This window comes from Terriglobus roseus (genome assembly GCF_900105625.1).
GTDB lineage: Bacteria > Acidobacteriota > Terriglobia > Terriglobales > Acidobacteriaceae > Terriglobus > Terriglobus roseus_B.
In genome coordinates, this window is record NZ_FNSD01000001.1 from 1760612 (window position 1) to 1779313 (window position 18702).

General features: G+C 62.2%; 16 protein-coding genes. 11 read left to right on the forward strand and 5 right to left on the reverse strand.

Annotated elements, in window-relative coordinates:
- The first annotated feature begins 116 nt into the window (after nt 1-116).
- The 4 genes from gltX (at nt 117) to BLW03_RS07200 (ending at nt 4126) form a co-directional block, all read left to right on the forward strand.
- Nucleotides 117-1667, forward strand: a complete 1551-nt coding sequence (gene gltX / locus BLW03_RS07185) for a glutamate--tRNA ligase (RefSeq protein WP_074653001.1) — start codon at nt 117-119, stop codon at nt 1665-1667.
- Nucleotides 1668-1726: 59 nt separating this feature from the next.
- A complete protein-coding gene (gene lptE / locus BLW03_RS07190) occupies nt 1727-2227 on the forward strand; it encodes an LPS assembly lipoprotein LptE (RefSeq protein ID WP_244501996.1) in 501 nt (166 codons plus the stop codon).
- Between the two features lie 84 nt (nt 2228-2311).
- Nucleotides 2312-3493: a DNA polymerase III subunit delta gene (gene holA, locus BLW03_RS07195; RefSeq protein ID WP_074653004.1), complete on the forward strand. Its 1182-nt coding sequence runs from the start codon at nt 2312-2314 to the stop codon at nt 3491-3493.
- A gap of 3 nt (nt 3494-3496) precedes the next feature.
- The gene (locus BLW03_RS07200) at nt 3497-4126 is read left to right on the forward strand and encodes an HAD family hydrolase (protein ID WP_074653006.1); all 630 of its coding nucleotides are present in this window, start codon (nt 3497-3499) and stop codon (nt 4124-4126) included.
- A gap of 7 nt (nt 4127-4133) precedes the next feature.
- Here BLW03_RS07200 and BLW03_RS07205 read toward each other — a convergent pair whose 3' ends face one another.
- Complete coding sequence (locus BLW03_RS07205) at nt 4134-5039, reverse strand: Fpg/Nei family DNA glycosylase (RefSeq protein WP_074653007.1); 906 nt, start codon at nt 5037-5039, stop codon at nt 4134-4136.
- Nucleotides 5032-10056 (reverse strand): Lhr family helicase, encoded by a 5025-nt coding sequence (locus BLW03_RS07210; protein WP_083350385.1) that lies wholly within the window; start codon nt 10054-10056, stop codon nt 5032-5034. Before BLW03_RS07210 ends, BLW03_RS07205 begins: the two co-directional genes overlap by 8 nt.
- Nucleotides 10057-10156: 100 nt before the next feature.
- Here BLW03_RS07210 and cdd point away from each other — a divergent pair, with 100 nt between their 5' ends.
- Both cdd and BLW03_RS07220 read left to right on the forward strand, forming a co-directional pair.
- Nucleotides 10157-10597 (forward strand): cytidine deaminase, encoded by a 441-nt coding sequence (gene cdd / locus BLW03_RS07215; RefSeq protein WP_074653010.1) that lies wholly within the window; start codon nt 10157-10159, stop codon nt 10595-10597.
- A 33-nt stretch (nt 10598-10630) separates the two neighbouring features.
- Nucleotides 10631-11965, forward strand: a complete 1335-nt coding sequence (locus BLW03_RS07220) for a thymidine phosphorylase (protein WP_074653012.1) — start codon at nt 10631-10633, stop codon at nt 11963-11965.
- 133 nt (nt 11966-12098) lie between these two features.
- Here the strand turns inward: BLW03_RS07220 and BLW03_RS07225 are convergent, their stop codons facing one another.
- The gene (locus tag BLW03_RS07225) at nt 12099-12809 is read right to left on the reverse strand and encodes a glycosyltransferase (RefSeq protein WP_244501997.1); all 711 of its coding nucleotides are present in this window, start codon (nt 12807-12809) and stop codon (nt 12099-12101) included.
- On the reverse strand, nt 12706-13530 hold the full coding sequence (locus tag BLW03_RS07230; RefSeq protein ID WP_074653015.1) for a UDP-2,3-diacylglucosamine diphosphatase: 825 nt from the start codon (nt 13528-13530) through the stop codon (nt 12706-12708). The genes BLW03_RS07225 and BLW03_RS07230 overlap by 104 nt, the downstream gene beginning before the upstream one ends.
- Nucleotides 13531-13625: 95 nt before the next feature.
- Between BLW03_RS07230 and BLW03_RS07235 the strand changes: the two genes are divergently transcribed.
- From BLW03_RS07235 to BLW03_RS07250, 4 genes are all read left to right on the forward strand, one after another.
- Entirely contained in the window at nt 13626-13937 is a 312-nt protein-coding gene (locus BLW03_RS07235) for an ArsR/SmtB family transcription factor (RefSeq protein WP_074653017.1), read from the forward strand.
- A 96-nt stretch (nt 13938-14033) separates the two neighbouring features.
- Nucleotides 14034-14783, forward strand: a complete 750-nt coding sequence (locus tag BLW03_RS07240; protein WP_074653018.1) for a glucose 1-dehydrogenase — start codon at nt 14034-14036, stop codon at nt 14781-14783.
- Nucleotides 14784-14824: 41 nt separating this feature from the next.
- The gene (locus BLW03_RS07245; protein WP_074653020.1) at nt 14825-15577 is read left to right on the forward strand and encodes an SDR family oxidoreductase; all 753 of its coding nucleotides are present in this window, start codon (nt 14825-14827) and stop codon (nt 15575-15577) included.
- A 111-nt stretch (nt 15578-15688) separates the two neighbouring features.
- Nucleotides 15689-16945, forward strand: a complete 1257-nt coding sequence (locus BLW03_RS07250; RefSeq protein WP_074653021.1) for a NupC/NupG family nucleoside CNT transporter — start codon at nt 15689-15691, stop codon at nt 16943-16945.
- Nucleotides 16946-16951: 6 nt separating this feature from the next.
- Here BLW03_RS07250 and BLW03_RS07255 read toward each other — a convergent pair whose 3' ends face one another.
- On the reverse strand, nt 16952-17689 hold the full coding sequence (locus tag BLW03_RS07255) for a Stp1/IreP family PP2C-type Ser/Thr phosphatase (protein WP_074653023.1): 738 nt from the start codon (nt 17687-17689) through the stop codon (nt 16952-16954).
- A 169-nt stretch (nt 17690-17858) separates the two neighbouring features.
- On the opposite strand from BLW03_RS07255, the gene BLW03_RS07260 reads away from it, so the two are divergent.
- Complete coding sequence (locus BLW03_RS07260; RefSeq protein WP_074655842.1) at nt 17859-18677, forward strand: DNA-methyltransferase; 819 nt, start codon at nt 17859-17861, stop codon at nt 18675-18677.
- The last annotated feature ends 25 nt before the right edge of the window (nt 18678-18702 follow it).

Sequence of the window (18702 nt, forward strand, 5' to 3'; positions counted from 1 at the left end):
TCGGAAACGCGCGCCGCGCGTCGTCGGCACGGCCCTGCAGGGAAACGGTACCCCGAAACGGGCCCGGCCGCGCCAGAAAACTTTGGGAGCGCCAAACTGCTAGCATCGACGATGGTATGAGTTCAGAGATCACAAGCATCAGCAGCAAGGCGACGGCGCCTGTCCGCGTCCGTATCGCACCCTCGCCCACCGGTGACCCGCACGTTGGCACGGCCTACATTGGCCTGCTGAACTACGTCTTTGCGAAGCAGCGTGGGGGCAAGTTCGTCCTGCGCATCGAAGATACGGACCGCACGCGCTTCGTCGCCTCGTCGGAACAGATGATCTTCGACGCTTTGCGCTGGGTGGGGCTGCAGTGGGACGAGGGCCCGGATGTCGGCGGACCGCACGGCCCGTATCGCCAGAGCGAGCGCACCGAAATCTATCGTGAGTACTGCCAGATCCTGATCGACAACGGCAGCGCCTACCGCGCCTTTGAGACGGCCGAGGAACTGGACGCCGAGCGCAAGGCGCAGATGGCCGCCAAGCAGGCACCCAAGTACGCTGGGCCGTCGCGCAACTACACGCCGGAGCAGGCGGCAGCCTTGATGGCCGAGGGCAGGCCCTACACGATCCGCCTGCGCGTGCCCGATGGCGACAAGGGGCCGGGCGTCGCCTCGACCACCTTCCGCGATGAACTGCGCGGCGACATCACGTTTGACCATAACAACGTGGACGACCAGGTGCTGCTGAAGTCCGACGGCTTCCCCACCTATCACCTGGCGAACGTCGTCGATGACCACCTGATGCAGATCACCGACGTGATCCGCGCCGAGGAGTGGATCAGCTCCACGCCGAAGCACGTGCTGCTGTACCGCGCCTTCGGCTGGGATCTCCCGCGCTTCTGGCACATGCCGCTGCTGCGCAACACGGATAAAAGCAAGATCAGCAAGCGTAAGAATCCGGTGTCGTTGATTTATTACCGCCAGGCGGGCTTTCTGCCGCAGGCGATGCTGAACTTCCTGGGCCTGATGGGCGGCGGCATGGCGCAGCCGACCGAACAGGAGATCGTCAACAAGGGCCTGGATATGAAGCTGGCCGACGTCTTCTCGCTTGAGGAGATGAAGGAGCGCTTCGACTTTGCGCGCATCTCGCTGGGCGGGCCGGTCTTCGACCTGGTGAAGCTGAAGTGGATGAACGGCGAATACCTGCGCAAGCAGACGCCGGACGAGTTCTTCGCGGCACTGCGGCAGACGATTTTCAGCGATGAGTACCTGCGCGCGATTGCGCCGCTGGTGCAGACGCGCATTGAGACGCTGGGGCAGTTCGGCGATATGACGGGCTTCTTCTTCTCAGACGATGTCATGCCGCCGCAGGACGTCTTCGTTCCGAAGAAGCGCACCGTGGAAGATACGCTGGCCTTTGCCACCGACATGCTGGCGACGCTGGAGGCGAGCGACTGGATCGCGGAGTCGATCGATGCGGCTCTGCGCGAACTGCTGACGGCAAAGGAGTGGAGCGTCAAGGAAGGCTACATGCTGCTGCGCGCCATCCTGACGGGCAAGACCGCTTCGCCGCCGCTGCTGGAGTCGCTGGTCGTCTTCGGCAAAGCACGCTCGCTGGACCGCGTACGCCGGTTCCTGGATGCGCAGAAGAAGATCGTCGCGCTCGCAGGACGAGGCAAGTAATGCCTGCGCAGACGACAAAGGGGGTGCCCCATGTCTCGCATCTGAGACATGGGTTCTCGATGCTCGGCATAGCGATTGGCCTGACGGGCTGCGGCTACCATACGGCCGGCGCCGCGGCCCACGTGCCCGCGAATGTCCGCACCATGGCCATCCCCGTCTTTAAGACAAACGTGCAGCAGTTCCACACGGAGGTCGCGCTGACAGACGCGACCATCCGCGAGATGAACACACGCACGCGTTATCGCGTCATACACTCTGACGATACGGACGCGAGCGATGCCATGCTGACCGGCACTGTGCTGACGGAGAATATCGCACCGCTGACCTACGATCCCAGCACGGGCTCGACCTCGTCGTACCTGGTGCAGATCACCGCGAAGATTGTGCTGACTGCCCGTGATGGACGTGTGCTGTACCGCAATGACAGGCTGAGCTTTCGCGAGCAATACCAGTCGACGCAGGACCTGAGCGCGTTCATCCAGGAAGACGGCGCGGCGGTGCAGAGACTGTCAAAGGACCTGGCCAGCGAGATCGTCGCGGACGTCCTGAATAGTTTTTGACGCGTTCTCCACAGCGTTTGCCTTCTGATTCCGGCTTAGATTCGCCGTGCGACCGGGCCGCGTCTCGCAGACAATAGAGGAACAGTGCCGCCACTTCGCTCCTTCGCTTCGACAGACCGCTTCCTTGCTCAGCTTGGCACCGCCGAGATGCGGCCGGGCTACGTTCTGCTGGGCGACGAGACGTTCCTGTACGAACGCGCACGCAAGGGCGTACTGGAGAAGCTGGTCCCCAGCGACCTGCGCGACTTTTGCCTGCATGACCTGGAGCTTGGCAGCGAGACGAGCATCTTCGAAGCGCTGGACCTGGCGCAGACACCGTCGCTGATGGCTCCCTTTCAGGTGATCTTTGTGCGCGGCCTGAAGACGCTTTACGGCCGCGGTGCGAAGAAGGATGAGTTCGCGGCGCTGGAGCGCTACTTCCGTTCGCCCAACCCTCAGGCACTGCTGATTTTTGTGGCCGATCACCTAAGCCTGCCCACTGACCTTCGCCGCATGGAGCGCGAGGACAAGGACCGCTACGACCGCATCCGCGAGACGCTTGGCGAGTGGTGCGGCACCGTGGAACTGCAGAAGGTGGAAGAGGGCGACGCGGCACGATGGGTCATTGGCACTGCGGATGACCGTGGCGTGAAGTGTGATCCCGAAGCTGCTCGCGAACTGGTGGACTCCCTCGCCGTGGACATGATGTTGATCAGCAGCGAATTGGAGAAGCTGTTGCTGTACGTCAGCGCACCGGTTCGCGATAACCAGTTGGAGACATCCGGCATCACTGTGGGTCGCGTCACTCTGGGCGATGTCGAGACGATGGTGCTGGCAGCCAAGCAGCGCTCGCTGTACGAACTGACCGATGCGCTTTCGCAGCGGGATCGGCTACGTGCGCTTTCCTTGCTGCATGGGCTGTTGCATGCGAGCGATGGTGGTGAGGATTCGGCCATTGGGCACCTGTACATGCTGGCGCGCACGTATCGACAGATGCTGATCATCCACGAGAAGAATGTGCGGGACTCCCGCGCGATCTGGCAGGTGCTCTGGCAGGGATTCCGTATGCCTCCCTTTGCTGCAGATGTGCTGATCCAGCAGGCACGCCGCTACAAGACACGCCGCGAAATTAGTCGTGCTCTGCGACTGATTGCACGCGCCGATCTTGAGCTGCGCAGCGGGCCGGTGGACAAGACGCTGGTCTTGGAACGATTGGTGCTGGCCCTGGCAGCGGAGCCGCACGTCAATGCCTATGGCGAATCCCCGCAGTTCGCACTGGAGATGTAAGCGATGCAGGACGGTAAGGCGCACGAACTTCCCATCGTGCTGGAAGCGGGTTCTTTCGATGCCATTCTGTTCGACTGTGATGGCACCCTGGTCGAGTCCGCACCTGCCTGGCACCTTGCCATCAGCAACGCGCTCCATCCACACTCGGAGCCCATGCCCCGCGATTGGTACTTCGAGCGGCTGGGACTTTCGCCCGCGGACCTGATGGACGACTACGAAACCGTCTTCGGCAACCTGAACATCACGCGGGAAGAGTTCTTTCACCGCTGCACGACCGGCTACGCAGAGGCTGCTCACGCCCTGGAAGAGGTCACTATCGTTGCCGATGTGGCTCGCGCCTGGCACGGTCGGGTACCGCTCGTCGTGGTCTCGAATGCACAGCGCATAGCGGTACGGGGAGCACTTACGGCCACGGGTCTGCTGCCACTGTTCGATGGGATCGTCTCGATTGAGGACGTGAAACGCGGCAAGCCGGAGCCGGATATCTACCTGAAGGCAGCGGAACAGCATGGCGTTGCCGCGGCGCGATGCGTGGTGCTCGAAGACTCGCACGAAGGCCTTACGGCTGCGCGCCGCGCCAACATGCAGGCAGTGGATATCCGCGAGTACTGGACACCGCGCTGGAAGCGTTAAGCTTCAGCTAGCAGCTCATGCGTGTGCGCCGGATGGGTGTGTCTCTTCCCTTCACTGCTTCGCCTTCTCCCACCCACGGCTGACACTCCGGGCACCAGTAGGTGCTGCGTGCGCCGGGGCCCTGTTTGCGGTATTCGATGATGCCTCCGCAGCGACGGCATTCTTTGCCGCGACGCCCGTAGACCCACAGACGCTCCTCGCGATTGGCGGAGTGGGTAGTGCGTCGATTGCCGCTGTAGGTGATGATGCCGTCGCCACTGCCGTCGAGCACGTTGGCCTTCATGTAGCGCTGGGAGACATCGGCCATCTGCCGCATCTCGTCCGTGGAGATGGTGCTCATGTGCCGGAAGGGATGGACGCGCGCGGCGAAGGCGACCTCGCTCTTGTACACATTGCCGAGGCCGGCGATTACGCGCTGGTTGAGCAGGACGTTCGCGATCTCATCGTCAGGGTGTGAGGCGGCACGTGCGCGGAGAGCTTCGTAACCCACGTCCGCGGTGTAGGAGTCGGAGAGAATGTCCGGCCCGAGCTTCGGCACGCTGCTCTTGCGTGCGAGCGATGCTGCCGTGTGGAACTCCGCGACGGGTACGTTGAAGGCGACGGCCTGCCAGCCATCGACTTCAATCAGAGCGCGCATGGCTTTGCGTGGTGACCACCACTTTTCGCCCGTCTTGTAGATGTGCCATGAGCCGCTCATGAGCATGTGGGTGACGAGGATCAGATCGCCCGAGAAGTGCATCAGGAGCCACTTACCGTTGGCTTCGACCTTCTCGATGATGCGGCCTGCTACGGGGCGGTCGTCGTTGACGGTTGCGAGGTGCGCGTAGCCTGTGTCGAATTTTGTGACGTGCTTGCCTGTTAGCACCTTTGCGAGTGCGCGGGCAGAGCGATAGATGGTGTCTCCCTCAGGCATTGCCCACCGTACGGCCGCCGCTGAACGCGCCCGGCGAAGCGCTCGGCAGCGTCGGGAGATTTCGTCGTAGATTGAAGCCCATGGGCGCCGCCTGGAAGCCTGCATCGAGGAGCACGCGGGCCATGGGGTGTTCGGCGACGTTGGTGCCGTTGATGGTCTGGATGAGCATGCCCACGCCGCCGCGGCCTTCTGCGTCTTCATTGAAGCGGCCCTGCGTCTGCGCGATGATCACGAAGTAGCGTGCGAGCGAGCGCATGACCTGGCCGCGCTGTGGCTCTTCTTCGGGCAGGAAGACCTGGATGTTCGGGTTGCCCCGACGGAGGTAGGTGACGAGTGCGCCATCGGCAAGGATGACGCGGGAGCCTACCGTGCGTGTGAGCGAGCCGCCGTCTGCGGGCTGCGGCCACTTGAGCAACGCTCCATAAGGGCTCGCCGGATCGGTGGCGGCGAGTACGACCATCTCAGGATCGGTGTCGGGCCGCTTGCTGCGAAGCGAGCGCAAAAGATCCAGCGCAGCGGGTAAGGCGAACTGCGTTGCGCCGAGCTCCGCGGCGAAGTAGCCGCGACGGATTTTGCCGGACTCTTCCAGCGCCTTCATGACGTCGTAGATGGCGGAGAAGCCGCCGGGCAGGTTCTCTGCGTGTGCGGTCTCGCGGAAGACTACGCCGTAGCGCTGGAGGAGTTGATGAGCCTCCGCGTAGGACCACTCCGTTCCGTTTCGTTCTGACATGGTCATCGACGGATGCAAGGCCCAGCGGCCCTGTGCGGTGGGTGGCGTGGTGCGGCGGCTGCGAAAGTTGGCGCTCTGGTTGTGGATGCGGCGTGCGGGCTTCTGCGAACCACTTCGGCCGGTGCTGTTGCGGTCGGTGTAGGCGCGCAGCGACTGCAACGAATCGTTGGTGATGGCTCCGCGCCAGACTAAGTTCCATAGGGCTTCAAGCGATTCGCCCGGGTAACCTGCACCGGTGCCGTCGTGCAGGTTCTGAAAGAACGATGCACCGTGCGAGCGGAGGTACTCGATGATCTTGTCTTGGCGCTCACGGGTTGCGCTGCCCTCTTCGATGACGGCTGCGGCCTGCTGCGTGTTGACGACGGGCCATAGGAGCGGCAGCTTCTCTGCAAGGTAGAGGCCGATGCGGCCGTCGCGTTCGCCGATGGGTTCGAAGCCGGCCCAGGTGACTTCGCCAGCCGCGATCAGCATGTCGAGATCGGCAGGCTTGTAGTTGGCGATGCGTGCTGGCAGGATCTCTGTTTCGAGCAAGGACGCGGGCAGCGGTGCGCCTTGCAGCGTCTCGATGGTGTCGAGCAAGGCATCGAGGCCTCGACGGGGTGTGAGGACGCCCTGCCAGTGTGTGAAGAGGCGCGCGAGTGTCTGCTGCTCGACCGGCTCTACCTCTTTGCGCAGCTTGGCTAACGATCTACGGCGGATGGTGCGCAGCACTTCTACGTCGCACCACTCGCGTTGTTGACCGCCGGGACGGAATGCCCCTTCGATGATGCGACCGATGCCGACGAGCTTCTGCAGGACGGACTCGGCCGTCTCTAGCGGGATGGCGAAGCGCGCGCTTACTTCATGCGTGGTGAACGGCCCGTGCGTGCGACCGAAGCGGCGGACGATGTCCACGATGGCTTCGGGTATCGCTTGCAGGAATGCGGTTGGCAAGCCCGGCGGCAGCGGAATACCGAGTGCGTCGCGATAGCGCGCCGCATCTTCTACGGCGAGGAAGCGCTTCTCGCCACCGATCTTCAACTCGAGTACCCGGCGTGCCTTTTGCAGGCGATCTACGGTGATCGCCACCTCCGGTGACGTCACGCGCTTGAGCAGCTCGGGTTTCGTCAGATCACCAAGGCGCAGCAGCATGTCGTGCACGCCGTCCATGTTGCGTGCGCGGTAGTCGTCGGCGAGCATCTGGAGCTGCTCTTCGGTCTCCTCGATGGCATTGGCATCAAGCAGTTCGCGAAGATCTGCGTCACCCAGCAGCTCGCGCAGTTGTTCCTGGTCGATACTGAGCGCCTGGGCGCGGCGCTCGGCGAGTGGGGCGTCACCATCGTAGATGTAATTCGCCACATAGCTGAACAACAGCGCCGATGCGAAGGGCGATGGTGTGCGCGAATCCACGGTGTGAATGCGGATCTGACGCTGCTGAATGCTACGCAGGATCTCGGACAGTGCGGGCATGTCGAAGACGTCGCGCAGGCACTCGCGATAAGCCTCAAGCAGCATGGGGAATTCGGGGTAGCGCGCGGCGACACCCAGCAGGTCATAAGCCCGCTTGCGCTGCTGCCACAGCGGTGTGCGACCGTCTGCGCGACGTCGTGGCAGGAGTAGTGCGCGTGCGGCGGCCTCACGGAACTTCGCAGCGAAAAGGGCCGTCGAGCCGAGCTGGCGTTGCACAAAGTCGTTCGCTTCCTGCGCTTCGGGGAAGAACTGGTCAACGTCAGGTGCGTCGTCTGTCTCCGGGAAGCGGACGACGAAGCCGTCCTCGCTCCACATGGTCTCGACGTCGCTGCCGCCTGCGGCGCGGATGCGGCCCTGTACCGCCATGGCCCACGGTGCATGCACTCGTGATCCGAAGGGCGTCATGATGCAGACGCGCCAGTCGCCCAACTCGTCGCGCACGCGTTCGACGACGATCGTACGGTCGTCTGGTACCTGCTCCGTTGCGATCTCCTGATCGGCGAGGTAGCGCATGACGTTCTCTGCGGCCTGCTGATCGAGATCGTGCTCGCGTGTGAGCCTTGTAAGGGCCGCGCCGCGCGGCATATCGCGTAGCTCGCGGATGAGTGCGCCGATGCGGCGGCCAAACTCCAGCGGGCGGCCTGCCTGGTCGCCGTGCCAGAAGGGCATCTTACCGGGCTCGCCGGGTGCGGGCGAGACGAGAACGCGGTCGTGCGTGATCTCGTCGATGCGCCAGGTGCTGGCGCCGAGGATGAAGGTCTCGCCTGTGCGTGCTTCGAAGACCATCTCTTCGTCGAGTTCGCCGACGCGAATGGGCTTATTGCGTTCACCGCTGAGGAAGACGCCGTAGAGGCCGCGGTCGGGAATGGTGCCGCCGTTCAGGATGGCGATCTTCTTCACGCCCTGGCGCGGTGTGATCCATTGCTTGGTGCGGTCCCAGGTGATGCGTGGGCGCAGTTCTCCAAACTCGTCCGAGGGATAGCGGCCGGCGAGCATGTCGAGCACGCCATCGAAGACCTGCACGCTGATGCCGGCGTAGCCTGCGCAGGAACGGACGATGCTGAGCAACGCGTCGTAGCTGAGGCCGGGCGCTTCGTCCTCATCGCTGCGGAACTTTGCACTGCGTCGGACTGCTTCTGCGGGAGGCAGTGGCGGATGCGCGATGATGGCGACCATCTGCTGTGCGAGCACATCGAGCGCATTGCGCAGGAAGCGTGTGCTCTCCACGTGGCCTTCATGCATGGCGCGTGTGACGGCGGCGCAAGCGATGAGGTCTGCGCGGTACTTGGGGAAGATGATGCCCTTGGACGGCGCGCCCACCTGGTGGCCCGCACGGCCGATACGCTGCATGCCGCTGGCGACGGAGGGCGGCGCTTCGATCTGGATGACGAGATCGACGGCGCCCATGTCGATGCCGAGTTCGAGCGACGACGTCGCGACGAGTGCGCGGATGTTGCCGGCCTTTAGCAACTCTTCAATCTCGCTGCGTTGCGAAGCAGCGAGAGAGCCGTGATGGGCGCGGGCGATCTGCTGACCGGCGAGTTCGTTGATGGCGCCTGCAAGCCTCTCCGCAATGCGCCGTGCGTTGACGAAGAGGATGGTCGACTGGTGCTGCAGAATGATCTCCAGCAGGCGTGGATGAATGCTCTGCCAGATGCTGGTGCGCTTGGGGCCCTGCGACGCGGGGCCGCTGGGCGTCTCCTGGATCTCACCAAGCTTGGCCATGTCTTCGACGGGGACTTCGACGGTGAGTTCCAGACGCTTCCGTGCGCCCGCGTTGACGATGGTGACGGGGCGGAAACGGATACCTGCGGTTTCGCCGCCGATGATGTTCGCCTTGGCCGGTGCGTCTTCGCCGAGGGCGAGGGCTGCTTCCCCTGCTTGTTCGGCCTTGGACTCTGCGGACGTGGAATCCAACGTCTCGGAAGCCAGACGTGGGGAACCCGCCTTTGTGGCCGGTGCGCTGAGAGCCTGTGTACCTTCTGCGCCGCCGAGGAATCTTGCGACTTCTTCGAGGGGGCGTTGCGTTGCAGAGAGACCGATGCGCTGGATCTTGTGTCCGGCGAGGGCTTCGAGGCGCTCCAGCGACAAGGCCATGTGTGCGCCGCGCTTGGTTGGAACGAGTGCATGGATCTCGTCGATGATGACGGTCTCGACAGTACGGAGAGCTTCGCCGGCGTTCGAGGTCAACAGGAGGTAGAGCGACTCCGGCGTGGTGATGAGGATGTCACCAGGGTGCTTCGCGAAGCGTGCGCGTTCGGCCGTAGGCGTGTCTCCGGTACGAACACTGATGTCGGGACTGTGCACCGGGACGCCCATGCGCTGCGCCATGTTCGCGATGCCCTGCAGGGGCGAGCGGAGGTTCCGCTCCACGTCGACGGCAAGCGCCTTCAAGGGCGAGATGTAAACCACACGCACACCCACGCCGGTCGGCAGGATGCTCTCAGGTGGCGCGGACTTCTTTGTGCGGCGCTTTGGCTTTTCGACAGCCGTGGCAAGAGGACGATCACTGTGCAGCATCAGGCGGTCGAGACACCAGAGAAATGCGGTGAGCGTCTTGCCCGTGCCGGTCGGAGCGAGGATCAGCGTGCTGTCGCCGCGGGCGATGGCGGGCCACCCCTCACGCTGTGGCTGTGTTGGGCCTTCGAAGACGGCGCGGAACCATTCTGCTGTAACCGGGTGAAAGAGGTCGAGAACCGCATCGCCACCAGCAATGGTGACTGTTGGATCGACCAACTCGACGCTTGCCATGACTTCAGCCGTCCCAGGTATTGAGGCAGCAGCCTCCGTCGCTTTGGCGGCTTTCTTCGGTTTCGTGGATGGGGTCTTTACGGGCATGCGTTCGCTGGCGGTGCGTTCCGGATGTTAGACGCAATGGTTCGGGCATGCGCCGCACCAGTTGCATGGTTTGTGGCGTGGGTTTAGCCTCAGCAATCTGATGTCTCTTGAAAAAAAGTCGCAGGAATTGACACCACAACGCATCCACGCCATGCGAGAGCAGGCAGCGTCTGCTGCACGCAACGCTTACGCGCCTTACAGCAACTTCTTCGTCGGCGCCGCGGTGCTGCTGGAGAACGGCCACCTGGTAACCGGATGCAACGTGGAAAACGCGAGCTTCCGGCTTACCACATGCGCTGAGCAGTCAGCGATCGCGCGCGCCGTGATCGAACATGGCGCGCACATCCGCGTCGTCGCCGTGGCGATCGCGAATGCGGATGCGACCGTAGCGTGCCAACCCTGTGGAGCGTGCCGCCAGACCATTGCAGAGTTCGCGGAGGGCGCCTGCCGCATCTTTTACCCGGGTGAGAAGGGTGAACCGGGTGAATGCACCCTGGCTGACTTGCTCCCCGCATCCTTCACGGCTGCTTCGCTGCAGTAACGAAACCCTGGAATCAAACGAGACGAGAGCAGCATGTCCGATACCAGCCCCATTCATCCGATTGATGTCATCCTGCACAAGCGCGACGGGGTGGAACTGAGCGACGCGGAAATCCGCTCGTTTGTCGCCGGTGTTGTGGATGAGTCCATCTCGCAGGCTCGCATCGCGGCGCTGCTGATGGCGATTTTCCAGCGCGGCTTGTCCGCACGAGAGCTGGCGACGCTGACGGATGCGATGCGTCGCAGCGGCGAGGTCTTTGACTCGACCTCGCTCGGCAAGTTCACCGTGGACAAGCACTCTACGGGTGGCGTAGGCGATAAGAGCTCGTTGTTGATTGCACCGATCGTTGCAGCGGCTGGGCTTGCAGATCCGATGATCAGCGGTCGATCGCTGGGTCACACGGGCGGCACGCTGGACAAGCTGGAAACCATCCCCGGGTTCAAGACACAACTGACTCTGAAGCAGTTTGGCGAGGTGATCGCCGCGTGCGGTTTCAGCATGATCGGCCAGACGAAAAACCTGGTCCCTGCAGATCGCATCCTCTACGCGTTGCGCGATCACACGGGCACCGTCGAGTCGCCATACCTGATCACCGCAAGCATCATGAGCAAGAAGCTTGCGGAGGGCCTGAATGGGCTGGTGCTGGACGTGAAGACCGGTTCCGGCGCCTTCATGAAGACGTATGAAGACAGCGAGCGCCTGGCGCGGCTGATGGTCGATACGGGAGAAGGCAATGGAACCCGCACCGTCGCAGTCCTGACGACGATGGACGAACCGCTGGGACGCTTCAGTGGCAACTGGGTCGAGGTGTGGGAGTGCATCGACATCCTGCGCGGTGTGCAGCATCCGATGTATGCCGACCTGATCAAACTCTCTGTGGTGCTGGCGGGATGGATGTTGTTCCTGGGCGGTGTCAGTGAAAGCGCAGAGGTTGGTAAGGTTCGTGCTCTTGCGATGCTCGAAGATGGCTCCGCTTATGAGAAGTTCGTTGCGATGACGAAGCTGCAGGGCGGAGATGTGTCTGTGTTTGACGACCCTGCTGGCTTCCACAAGCCTGCTGCGATAAGCGTGCTGATGGCGGATCGCGATGGCTATCTCGCAGGTATGGATTGCACGGAGGTTGGTTGGGCCGTGCAACGCCTGGGTGCAGGACGCGAGCTGCCCGGCGGTCCCGTCGCTGCGCATGCCGGGATTGAGATGCACGCGAAGCTGGGCGACCGCATCACGAAGGGTCAGCCGTTGGTCACGCTGTTTACGGAGGATGCGTCTCTGCTGGAGCTACCGGAACGCATGTTGCGCGAGACGATCGTGATCGCGGATACGACTCCGCCGAAGATGCCATTGGTGCGGCAGGTCATCGAGAGGTAACGGTGCGATCCATGCTGGTTCGCGCTTTGCACGAAGAGCCCACCCTTTGCTTCGCAAAGAATGGGGCACTCGGCTTGTTTACACCCCGCTGGACGGGTTAGTCGCGCCGTCACCGCGGCAGACTCACGGCTTCCTACTCAGCGGAGACAGGTGCTTCTTTCCAGTACCCATGATCCCGTTCGAAGTGGCTCCGGTTGCTGCTGTTCAGCAGCGTCCAGAAGAACAGGAAGACCATGCGGGCGTGACCGGTGCGGCGGAACCGGCGGTTTGAGGTGTGGACCTCGCCCTGCAAGACAGAGAAGCGCAGCGGCGAGATTTGCTTGGTCAGCAGGAAGTCTTCGGCGAAGAGTGCGTTCTCGTCGAACCCGCCGAGTTCCACGAAACGCTTGCGATCGAAGAGCAGGAACATACCCGTGCCGAAGGGCATACCCCATGCGGATAGTCGCTGCATGTAGCTGTTGGCACGGTAGAGAAAGCGATCTTTCCAGTTACCGTCGGCGCAGGTGATGTCGACCGTCATGCAGTGGAGACGCTGGCTCTTCATACGCAGTAAGGCGCGCCGCAACAATGTGGGATCGCGAAGTTCAACATCGGCATCCAGGAACAGCACAAACTCTGAATCACTGCACCGCGCGCCACGGTTGCGGCCCACTGAGGGTATGCCGCCGTCGATGACGGCGATGTCCAAACGGTCGCTGAAGCTGCGCGCAATCTCCGCGGTGTCATCCGTGGAGTGCGCATCAGCAACGAATACTTTCAAAGGCGCGCGATGTGCGTAGTCCTGTTGTACGAGGGAGTTCAACAGCGACGGCAGGTGCTTCGACTCGTTCTTTGCGGGAATCACTACGCATAACTCGTGACGGGTATTCATGGATCTTCACCCCTTTGAGATCGATCGTAAGAAAGGTGGCGCGCTGGTCCGTCCAGGCACCTGAGTTGAAGTACTCGATGCTGCCCCGCGTGCGCGCCAGCGCCTCATGCGTATGGCCGCAGAAGACGCGGTCGGCTTCGCCCGCCGCAGCGTACGAAAGCGCACCCTCAGCGACCTTGTCACTCAGCCGCAGCCAGCGCGTACTGAAGCGGTCGAACCAGCGCGACAACCGCTGCTGCTCGCCATCGAGCCTTTGCGAGGCCTCGTAAAACTTCTCGAAGAAGCGGCTCAGCAGAATGTTCTCGTTGATGAAGCGGTCGAACTGGTGCCCATGCACGGCGAGGTGGCGCTTGCCGCCATACTCCCACACGTAACGCTGGTAGACCGGCACGCCGACCAGGTGCGACATAACGTTGGATAGCCCGTGGTCATGGTTTCCCTCAACCCACACGATCCTCCGTCTCTGCTTTGGATTGGAGAGCCGGCGGATGCAGGACAGGAAATCCCAGTGTTCGCGTTTCAGGCGCCGGAAGTCGAGGTCCGAAAAGATATCGCCCAGCAGGATCAGCTGGCGGAAGTCCACCTTTTCGAGCAGCTCCATCGCATCTTCGGCGCGGCTGACGTCCGAGCCGAGATGCAAGTCCGAGAGGATCAGCGTGTCGCAGGTTGACACCATGATGGCTACAGCCTGCATCGCCTCTATTGCTGGCGTGTGAGCTTCTCGTGAAGGATTGGTGACTCCCGCATCCAGGGCGTCAACAGGTAACCGCGTATCATCGAGAGCAGCCTATGGCACGTCCATCCACAAAATCGGCCAAGAAAGCAGCACCGCTGGATGACGAGCAGTTCCGCGCCATCAGCCGTGCCCTGGCCGACCCGCGACGCTACGCCATCCTGCAACAGGTTGCCGCTGAGCCCGAGGGCCTGGGCTGTGGTGCCCTGCAGGAGCACGGTCAGATCAGCGCCGCCACGATCTCGCATCACCTGAAAGAACTTGCCGAAGCTGGCCTGGTGGACGTTGCGCGCGATGGCCGCTGCGCCAATCTCGCCCTGCGCCGCGATGTCTGGCAGTCCTACGTGAAGCGCCTCTCCTCCCTTTAATTTTTCTCAATCCCCTGAATCCTTCGCCGCGCCGCGCCCATCTAGTTCGATGTTTGTCGAATTTTTCGACGATCATCGAAGTAATGGAGATCCAGAATGGCGAAATTGACGGGTAAGGTTGCGGTGGTCACGGGTGCATCCAAGGGCATCGGAGCGGGCATCGCGAAGGAACTGGCGGCACACGGTGCGTCGGTCGTGGTGAACTACGCCTCCAGCAAAGAGGGCGCAGACAAGGTGGTCGCGGAGATCACTGCTGCCGGCGGCAAAGCCATTGCCGTGGGAGCAAGCGTTGCGAAGGCCGCGGAGATTGAAACACTCTTCGCCGAGACGAAGAAGGCTTACGGCAAGGTCGACATCCTGGTGAACAACGCGGGCGTCTATGCTTTTTCCCCGTTGGAAGCCCTGACCGAATCCGAGATCGATCGCATGTTCGACACCAATGTGAAGGGCCTGCTGCTGGCTACCAAGGCAGCCGTCGCCTTGTTTCCCAGCGAAGGCGGCAGCGTCATCAACATCGGGTCGAACGCAACCTCGTTGACGCCCGCCACCTCTTCGATCTATACCGGCACCAAGGGCGCCGTGGACGCCATCACGCGAGTACTTGCGAAAGAGCTTGGCCCCAAGGGTATTCGCGTCAACTCCATCAATCCGGGCCCCGTGGTGACTGAAGGCTTTGAGAGCGCGGGCATGGTGGGCAGCGACTTCGAGAAGTACTTCATCAGTTTGACACCGCTTGGCCGCGTGGGCCAGACGAAGGATGTTGCAACAGTCGCGTCGTTCCTAGCCAGCGATGAGGCTGCGTGGGTTACCGGATCGTTGCTGGAAGCTGCTGGCGGCCTGCGCTAATCGCGAGTGGCAATCAAAATCAGAACTACTAAGGAGATGACATGGGTAAGCTGACAGGCAAAATTGCATTGGTAACGGGTGGCAACAGCGGTATCGGGCTGGCAACGGCAAAGCGTTTTGTCGACGAAGGTGCATACGTCTACATCACGGGCCGGCGGCAAGCATCGCTGGATGCGGCGGTGAAGGAGATCGGCAGCAACGTGACGGGCGTGCAGGGTGATGTTTCAAACCTGGCCGATCTGGACAAGCTGTTCGCGCAGATCAAGAGCGAGAAGGGGAAGCTGGACGTGCTGTTTGCGAATGCCGGATGGGGCGAGTTCGTCACCCTGGATAAATACACGGAAGAGCACTTTGACAGCACCTTCAACACCAACGTGAAGGGCCTGGTCTTCACGGTGCAGAAGGCACTCCCGCTGCTGCCGGATGGCGCGACGATCATTCTGAATGCGTCCATCGTCTCCGTGAAGGGCTTCCCTGCCTTTGGCGTCTACAACGCGACCAAGGCTGCGGTGCGGTCGTTTGCGAGGACGTGGACGAGCGAGTTGAAGGATCGCAAGATTCGCGTGAATGTGGTGAGCCCGGGGCCGATCAACACTCCGGCGATTACCGCGATCACCGGCAACGACCCTGCCGCCGAAGAAGCCTTCAAGACGCAGATGTCAGCTGGTGTTCCCCTGGGCCGCATGGGCGAGTCGGACGAGATCGCCAAGGCGGTTGTCTTCCTTGCAAGCGATGACAGCAGCTACGTTGCCGGTGTGGAGCTGTTTGTGGATGGCGGATTCGTCGCCGTATAAGCGATTCCCGTGCAATCAACCAGGGGCTGGCCATCTTGGCCAGCCCCTGCGCTTTGTCCGGTACACTCATCTCCAACGCACAAACATCTGCAGCAGAGGAGGGCCACGCCTTTGGCCCGCTTTACCGGTCTGATCGGTCTTGTTGTTCTTCTCGGTGTCGCCTATGCGCTCTCCACGGATCGCCGCGCAATTCGCTGGCGCACCGTGGCGTGGGGCCTGAGCCTGCAGTTTGTGTTCGCCATCCTCGTCATCAAGTGGACGTTTGGTCAGCTGATCCTGGCAAAGGGTGCGGCGGCCGTCAGCGGCCTGCTGGCGCACTCCGTCGACGGGTCGTCGATGGTCTTCGGTGCGCTTGGAACGCCAACCAGCCCATTGAATGTTTTTGCCTTTGCCGTGCTGCCGACGATCATCTTCGTCTCCGCGCTTTTCGCCGTGCTGTATCACCTGGGCATCATGCAGTTCGTCATCCGTGGCATGGCGTGGGTGATGCAGCGGACGATGGGGACCTCCGGCGCCGAGTCTACAAATGTGGCCGCGTCCATTTTCATGGGACAGACGGAAGCCCCGCTCACCATCCGCCCATTTCTCGCGGGAGCGACACGCTCTGAGTTGATGACCATTATGACGAGCGGCATGGCGCACGTCAGCGGCGGCATTATGGCGGCATACATCTCCTTCGGCATCCGCGCGCAGGACCTGCTGAGTGCCGTGATCATGACTGCGCCAGGCACTATCCTCATCGCAAAGATGCTTGTGCCGGAGACGGAAGTACCAGCAACACTCGGCACGGTCCGGATCCCCACAGAGGACGAACACAAAAACGAGAACCTGATTGGCGCCATCGCGCGCGGCACCATTGACGGTGGCCAGCTCGCCTTCAACGTCGCCATCATGCTGATCAGCTTCCTTGCGCTCGTTGGCCTGTTGAACGGCATTCTGACAGGCATTCACAACCTCATTGGCGTGCATGCGGTGGGCGGCCATAGTGTCAGCTTCCCCTCCACGCTCAATTCGATTCTCGGATTTTTCTGCGCGCCCATCGCGTGGATGATCGGTATCCCCTGGAAGGATGCGCCCACGGTCGGTAACCTGATCGGCACGCGCGCCGTGCTGAATGAGTTCATCGCGTATACCGATCTGGGCAAGCTGGCGAACGCCGGCGCCATCAGCACGCGCACGCTGGCCATCGCCACGTTCGCTCTGTGCGGCTTTGCGAATCTTGGATCCGTGGGTATGCAGATCGGCGGAATTGGAGCGCTGATTCCGACTCGTCGCAACGAACTTGCGAAGCTTGGCATGCGGGCACTGCTGGCCGGGACCATCGCGAACCTGATGAGTGCAAGCATTGTGAGCATGCTGCTGAAATAACCCGGGCTATACCCGCACGAGGATGACTGTGATGTTGTCCGAACCGCCGGACTCATTCGCCATGCGGACAAGCGATGCGGCGCATGCGTGCAGGTCCTGGCCGCCGGCAATGAGCAACGCGCCGATCTGCTCCTCCTCCAGTTCGCGGGTCAGTCCGTCCGAGCACAGAAGGTAGAGGTCGCCGGGGTGCGCATCGTGCGCCGCCATGTCCGGTCGCACTTCGTCGTGCGATCCCACGGCGCGCGTGATGATGTTGCGCAAAGGCGACCGGAGTGCCTGTTCGGGCGTCAGGAGACCCAGGCGCACCTGCTCGTCCACGTAGGAGTGGTCCTCCGTCAACAGGCACAGTTCCCTGTCGCGCAGGCGATAGCAGCGGGAGTCGCCGACGTTTGCCGTCCACACCTTGCCATTGCCGTCCTCGACCTCAAGCGCGACGAGCGTGGTACCCATGCCGCGGAGCTTTGCCCGTGCAGTGGCCTGTTCGAAGACTGCATGATTTGCCGCGATCACCGCGTGGTCCAGCCGCCATGCGGCCGACTCCTCATCGTCCTGGGGCCGGGCCTGATCAAGAAAGACGCGTGACGCCAGCTGCGATGCAACTTCGCCGCCGGCTGCGCCGCCCATGCCATCACACACTACGAAGAGGCCGTTCGCTTCATCGACAGCGCAGAAGTCTTCATTGTGTGTTCGCGAACGGCCAACGTCGCTCAGCAGCGCGAATTCCACGGGTGATCTGCGGCTCATCGCTGCGATCCACTTCCTGAAATGGGTATCTGATGCGGAACAGAGTCAGGCCGGGATGGGCAGCCTCCGGTACTCTGAACAAGGTCGAAGATACACGCCCGCGGGCCCGTTGCGTGCAGGAAGCTGCGAAAGAAATGCATCGCGGGTCCCGCAAAAGGTGAATGCCAAGTTGCCGCAGATCATTCACGGAGACAACCTGCCTGCCATGCGCGCCATGCCCGATGGTTGCGTCCACCTGGTGTATGCCGATCCGCCATTCAACACTGGCCATGCGCAACGCCGCAGACGCATGCGTTCCGTCCGCGACGACAGTGCGGAACGGATTGGCTTTGGCGGTCGTCGGTACCGCGAAGAATTGCTGCACACGGCCGTGCAGTTCCTGGACCAGTACGACGACATTCTGCAATTCCTGGAACCCCGGCTGATTGAGGCACACCGCCTGTTGTCGGCGACTGGATCGCTCTTCTTCCACATTGACTACCGTGAGGTTCACTACTGCAAACTGCTGCTGGATTCGATCTTTGGCCGCGCGTCCTTTCAGAACGAGATCATCTGGGCCTATGACTACGGCGCGCGCCCGAGCCGCAAGTGGCCTGCGAAGCACGACACGATCCTCTGGTATACGAAGAGCCCGAAACAGTGGACATTTCACCGCGCCGCGAGCGATCGCATCCCGTACATGGCACCGGGCCTGGTTGGGAAAGAGAAGGCCGCACGCGGCAAGCTGCCGACCGATGTGTGGTGGCACACCATCGTGTCACCCACCGGCAAGGAGAAGACCGGCTATCCCACGCAGAAACCGCTGGGCATTCTGGAACGCATCGTGAACGTCCACACCAGCAAAGGCGAGACGGTCCTGGATATGTTCGCAGGGAGCGGGACAGCAGCAGAGGCTGCGGCGAGGAATGGTCGGGACTTTATTGCAATTGATCGCAGCAGGGAGGCGATTGCGGTGATGCAGACGCGGCTGGCGGAGTGGATGGCGTAGAAGCGCTCGCCGGGACGGGCATCGG

What these genes read in the sequence shown, in the direction of transcription:
- gltX (WP_074653001.1), top strand. Translation starts at nt 117, where the DNA reads ATGAGTTCAGAGATCACAAGCATCAGCAGCAAGGCGACGGCGCCTGTC.
- lptE (WP_244501996.1), top strand. Translation starts at nt 1,727, where the DNA reads ATGCTCGGCATAGCGATTGGCCTGACGGGCTGCGGCTACCATACGGCC.
- BLW03_RS07200 (WP_074653006.1), top strand. Translation starts at nt 3,497, where the DNA reads ATGCAGGACGGTAAGGCGCACGAACTTCCCATCGTGCTGGAAGCGGGT.
- BLW03_RS07205 (WP_074653007.1), bottom strand. Translation starts at nt 5,039, where the DNA reads ATGCCTGAGGGAGACACCATCTATCGCTCTGCCCGCGCACTCGCAAAG.
- BLW03_RS07210 (WP_083350385.1), bottom strand. Translation starts at nt 10,056, where the DNA reads ATGCCCGTAAAGACCCCATCCACGAAACCGAAGAAAGCCGCCAAAGCG.
- cdd (WP_074653010.1), top strand. Translation starts at nt 10,157, where the DNA reads ATGTCTCTTGAAAAAAAGTCGCAGGAATTGACACCACAACGCATCCAC.
- BLW03_RS07220 (WP_074653012.1), top strand. Translation starts at nt 10,631, where the DNA reads ATGTCCGATACCAGCCCCATTCATCCGATTGATGTCATCCTGCACAAG.
- BLW03_RS07230 (WP_074653015.1), bottom strand. Translation starts at nt 13,530, where the DNA reads ATGCAGGCTGTAGCCATCATGGTGTCAACCTGCGACACGCTGATCCTC.
- BLW03_RS07235 (WP_074653017.1), top strand. Translation starts at nt 13,626, where the DNA reads ATGGCACGTCCATCCACAAAATCGGCCAAGAAAGCAGCACCGCTGGAT.
- BLW03_RS07240 (WP_074653018.1), top strand. Translation starts at nt 14,034, where the DNA reads ATGGCGAAATTGACGGGTAAGGTTGCGGTGGTCACGGGTGCATCCAAG.
- BLW03_RS07245 (WP_074653020.1), top strand. Translation starts at nt 14,825, where the DNA reads ATGGGTAAGCTGACAGGCAAAATTGCATTGGTAACGGGTGGCAACAGC.
- BLW03_RS07255 (WP_074653023.1), bottom strand. Translation starts at nt 17,689, where the DNA reads ATGAGCCGCAGATCACCCGTGGAATTCGCGCTGCTGAGCGACGTTGGC.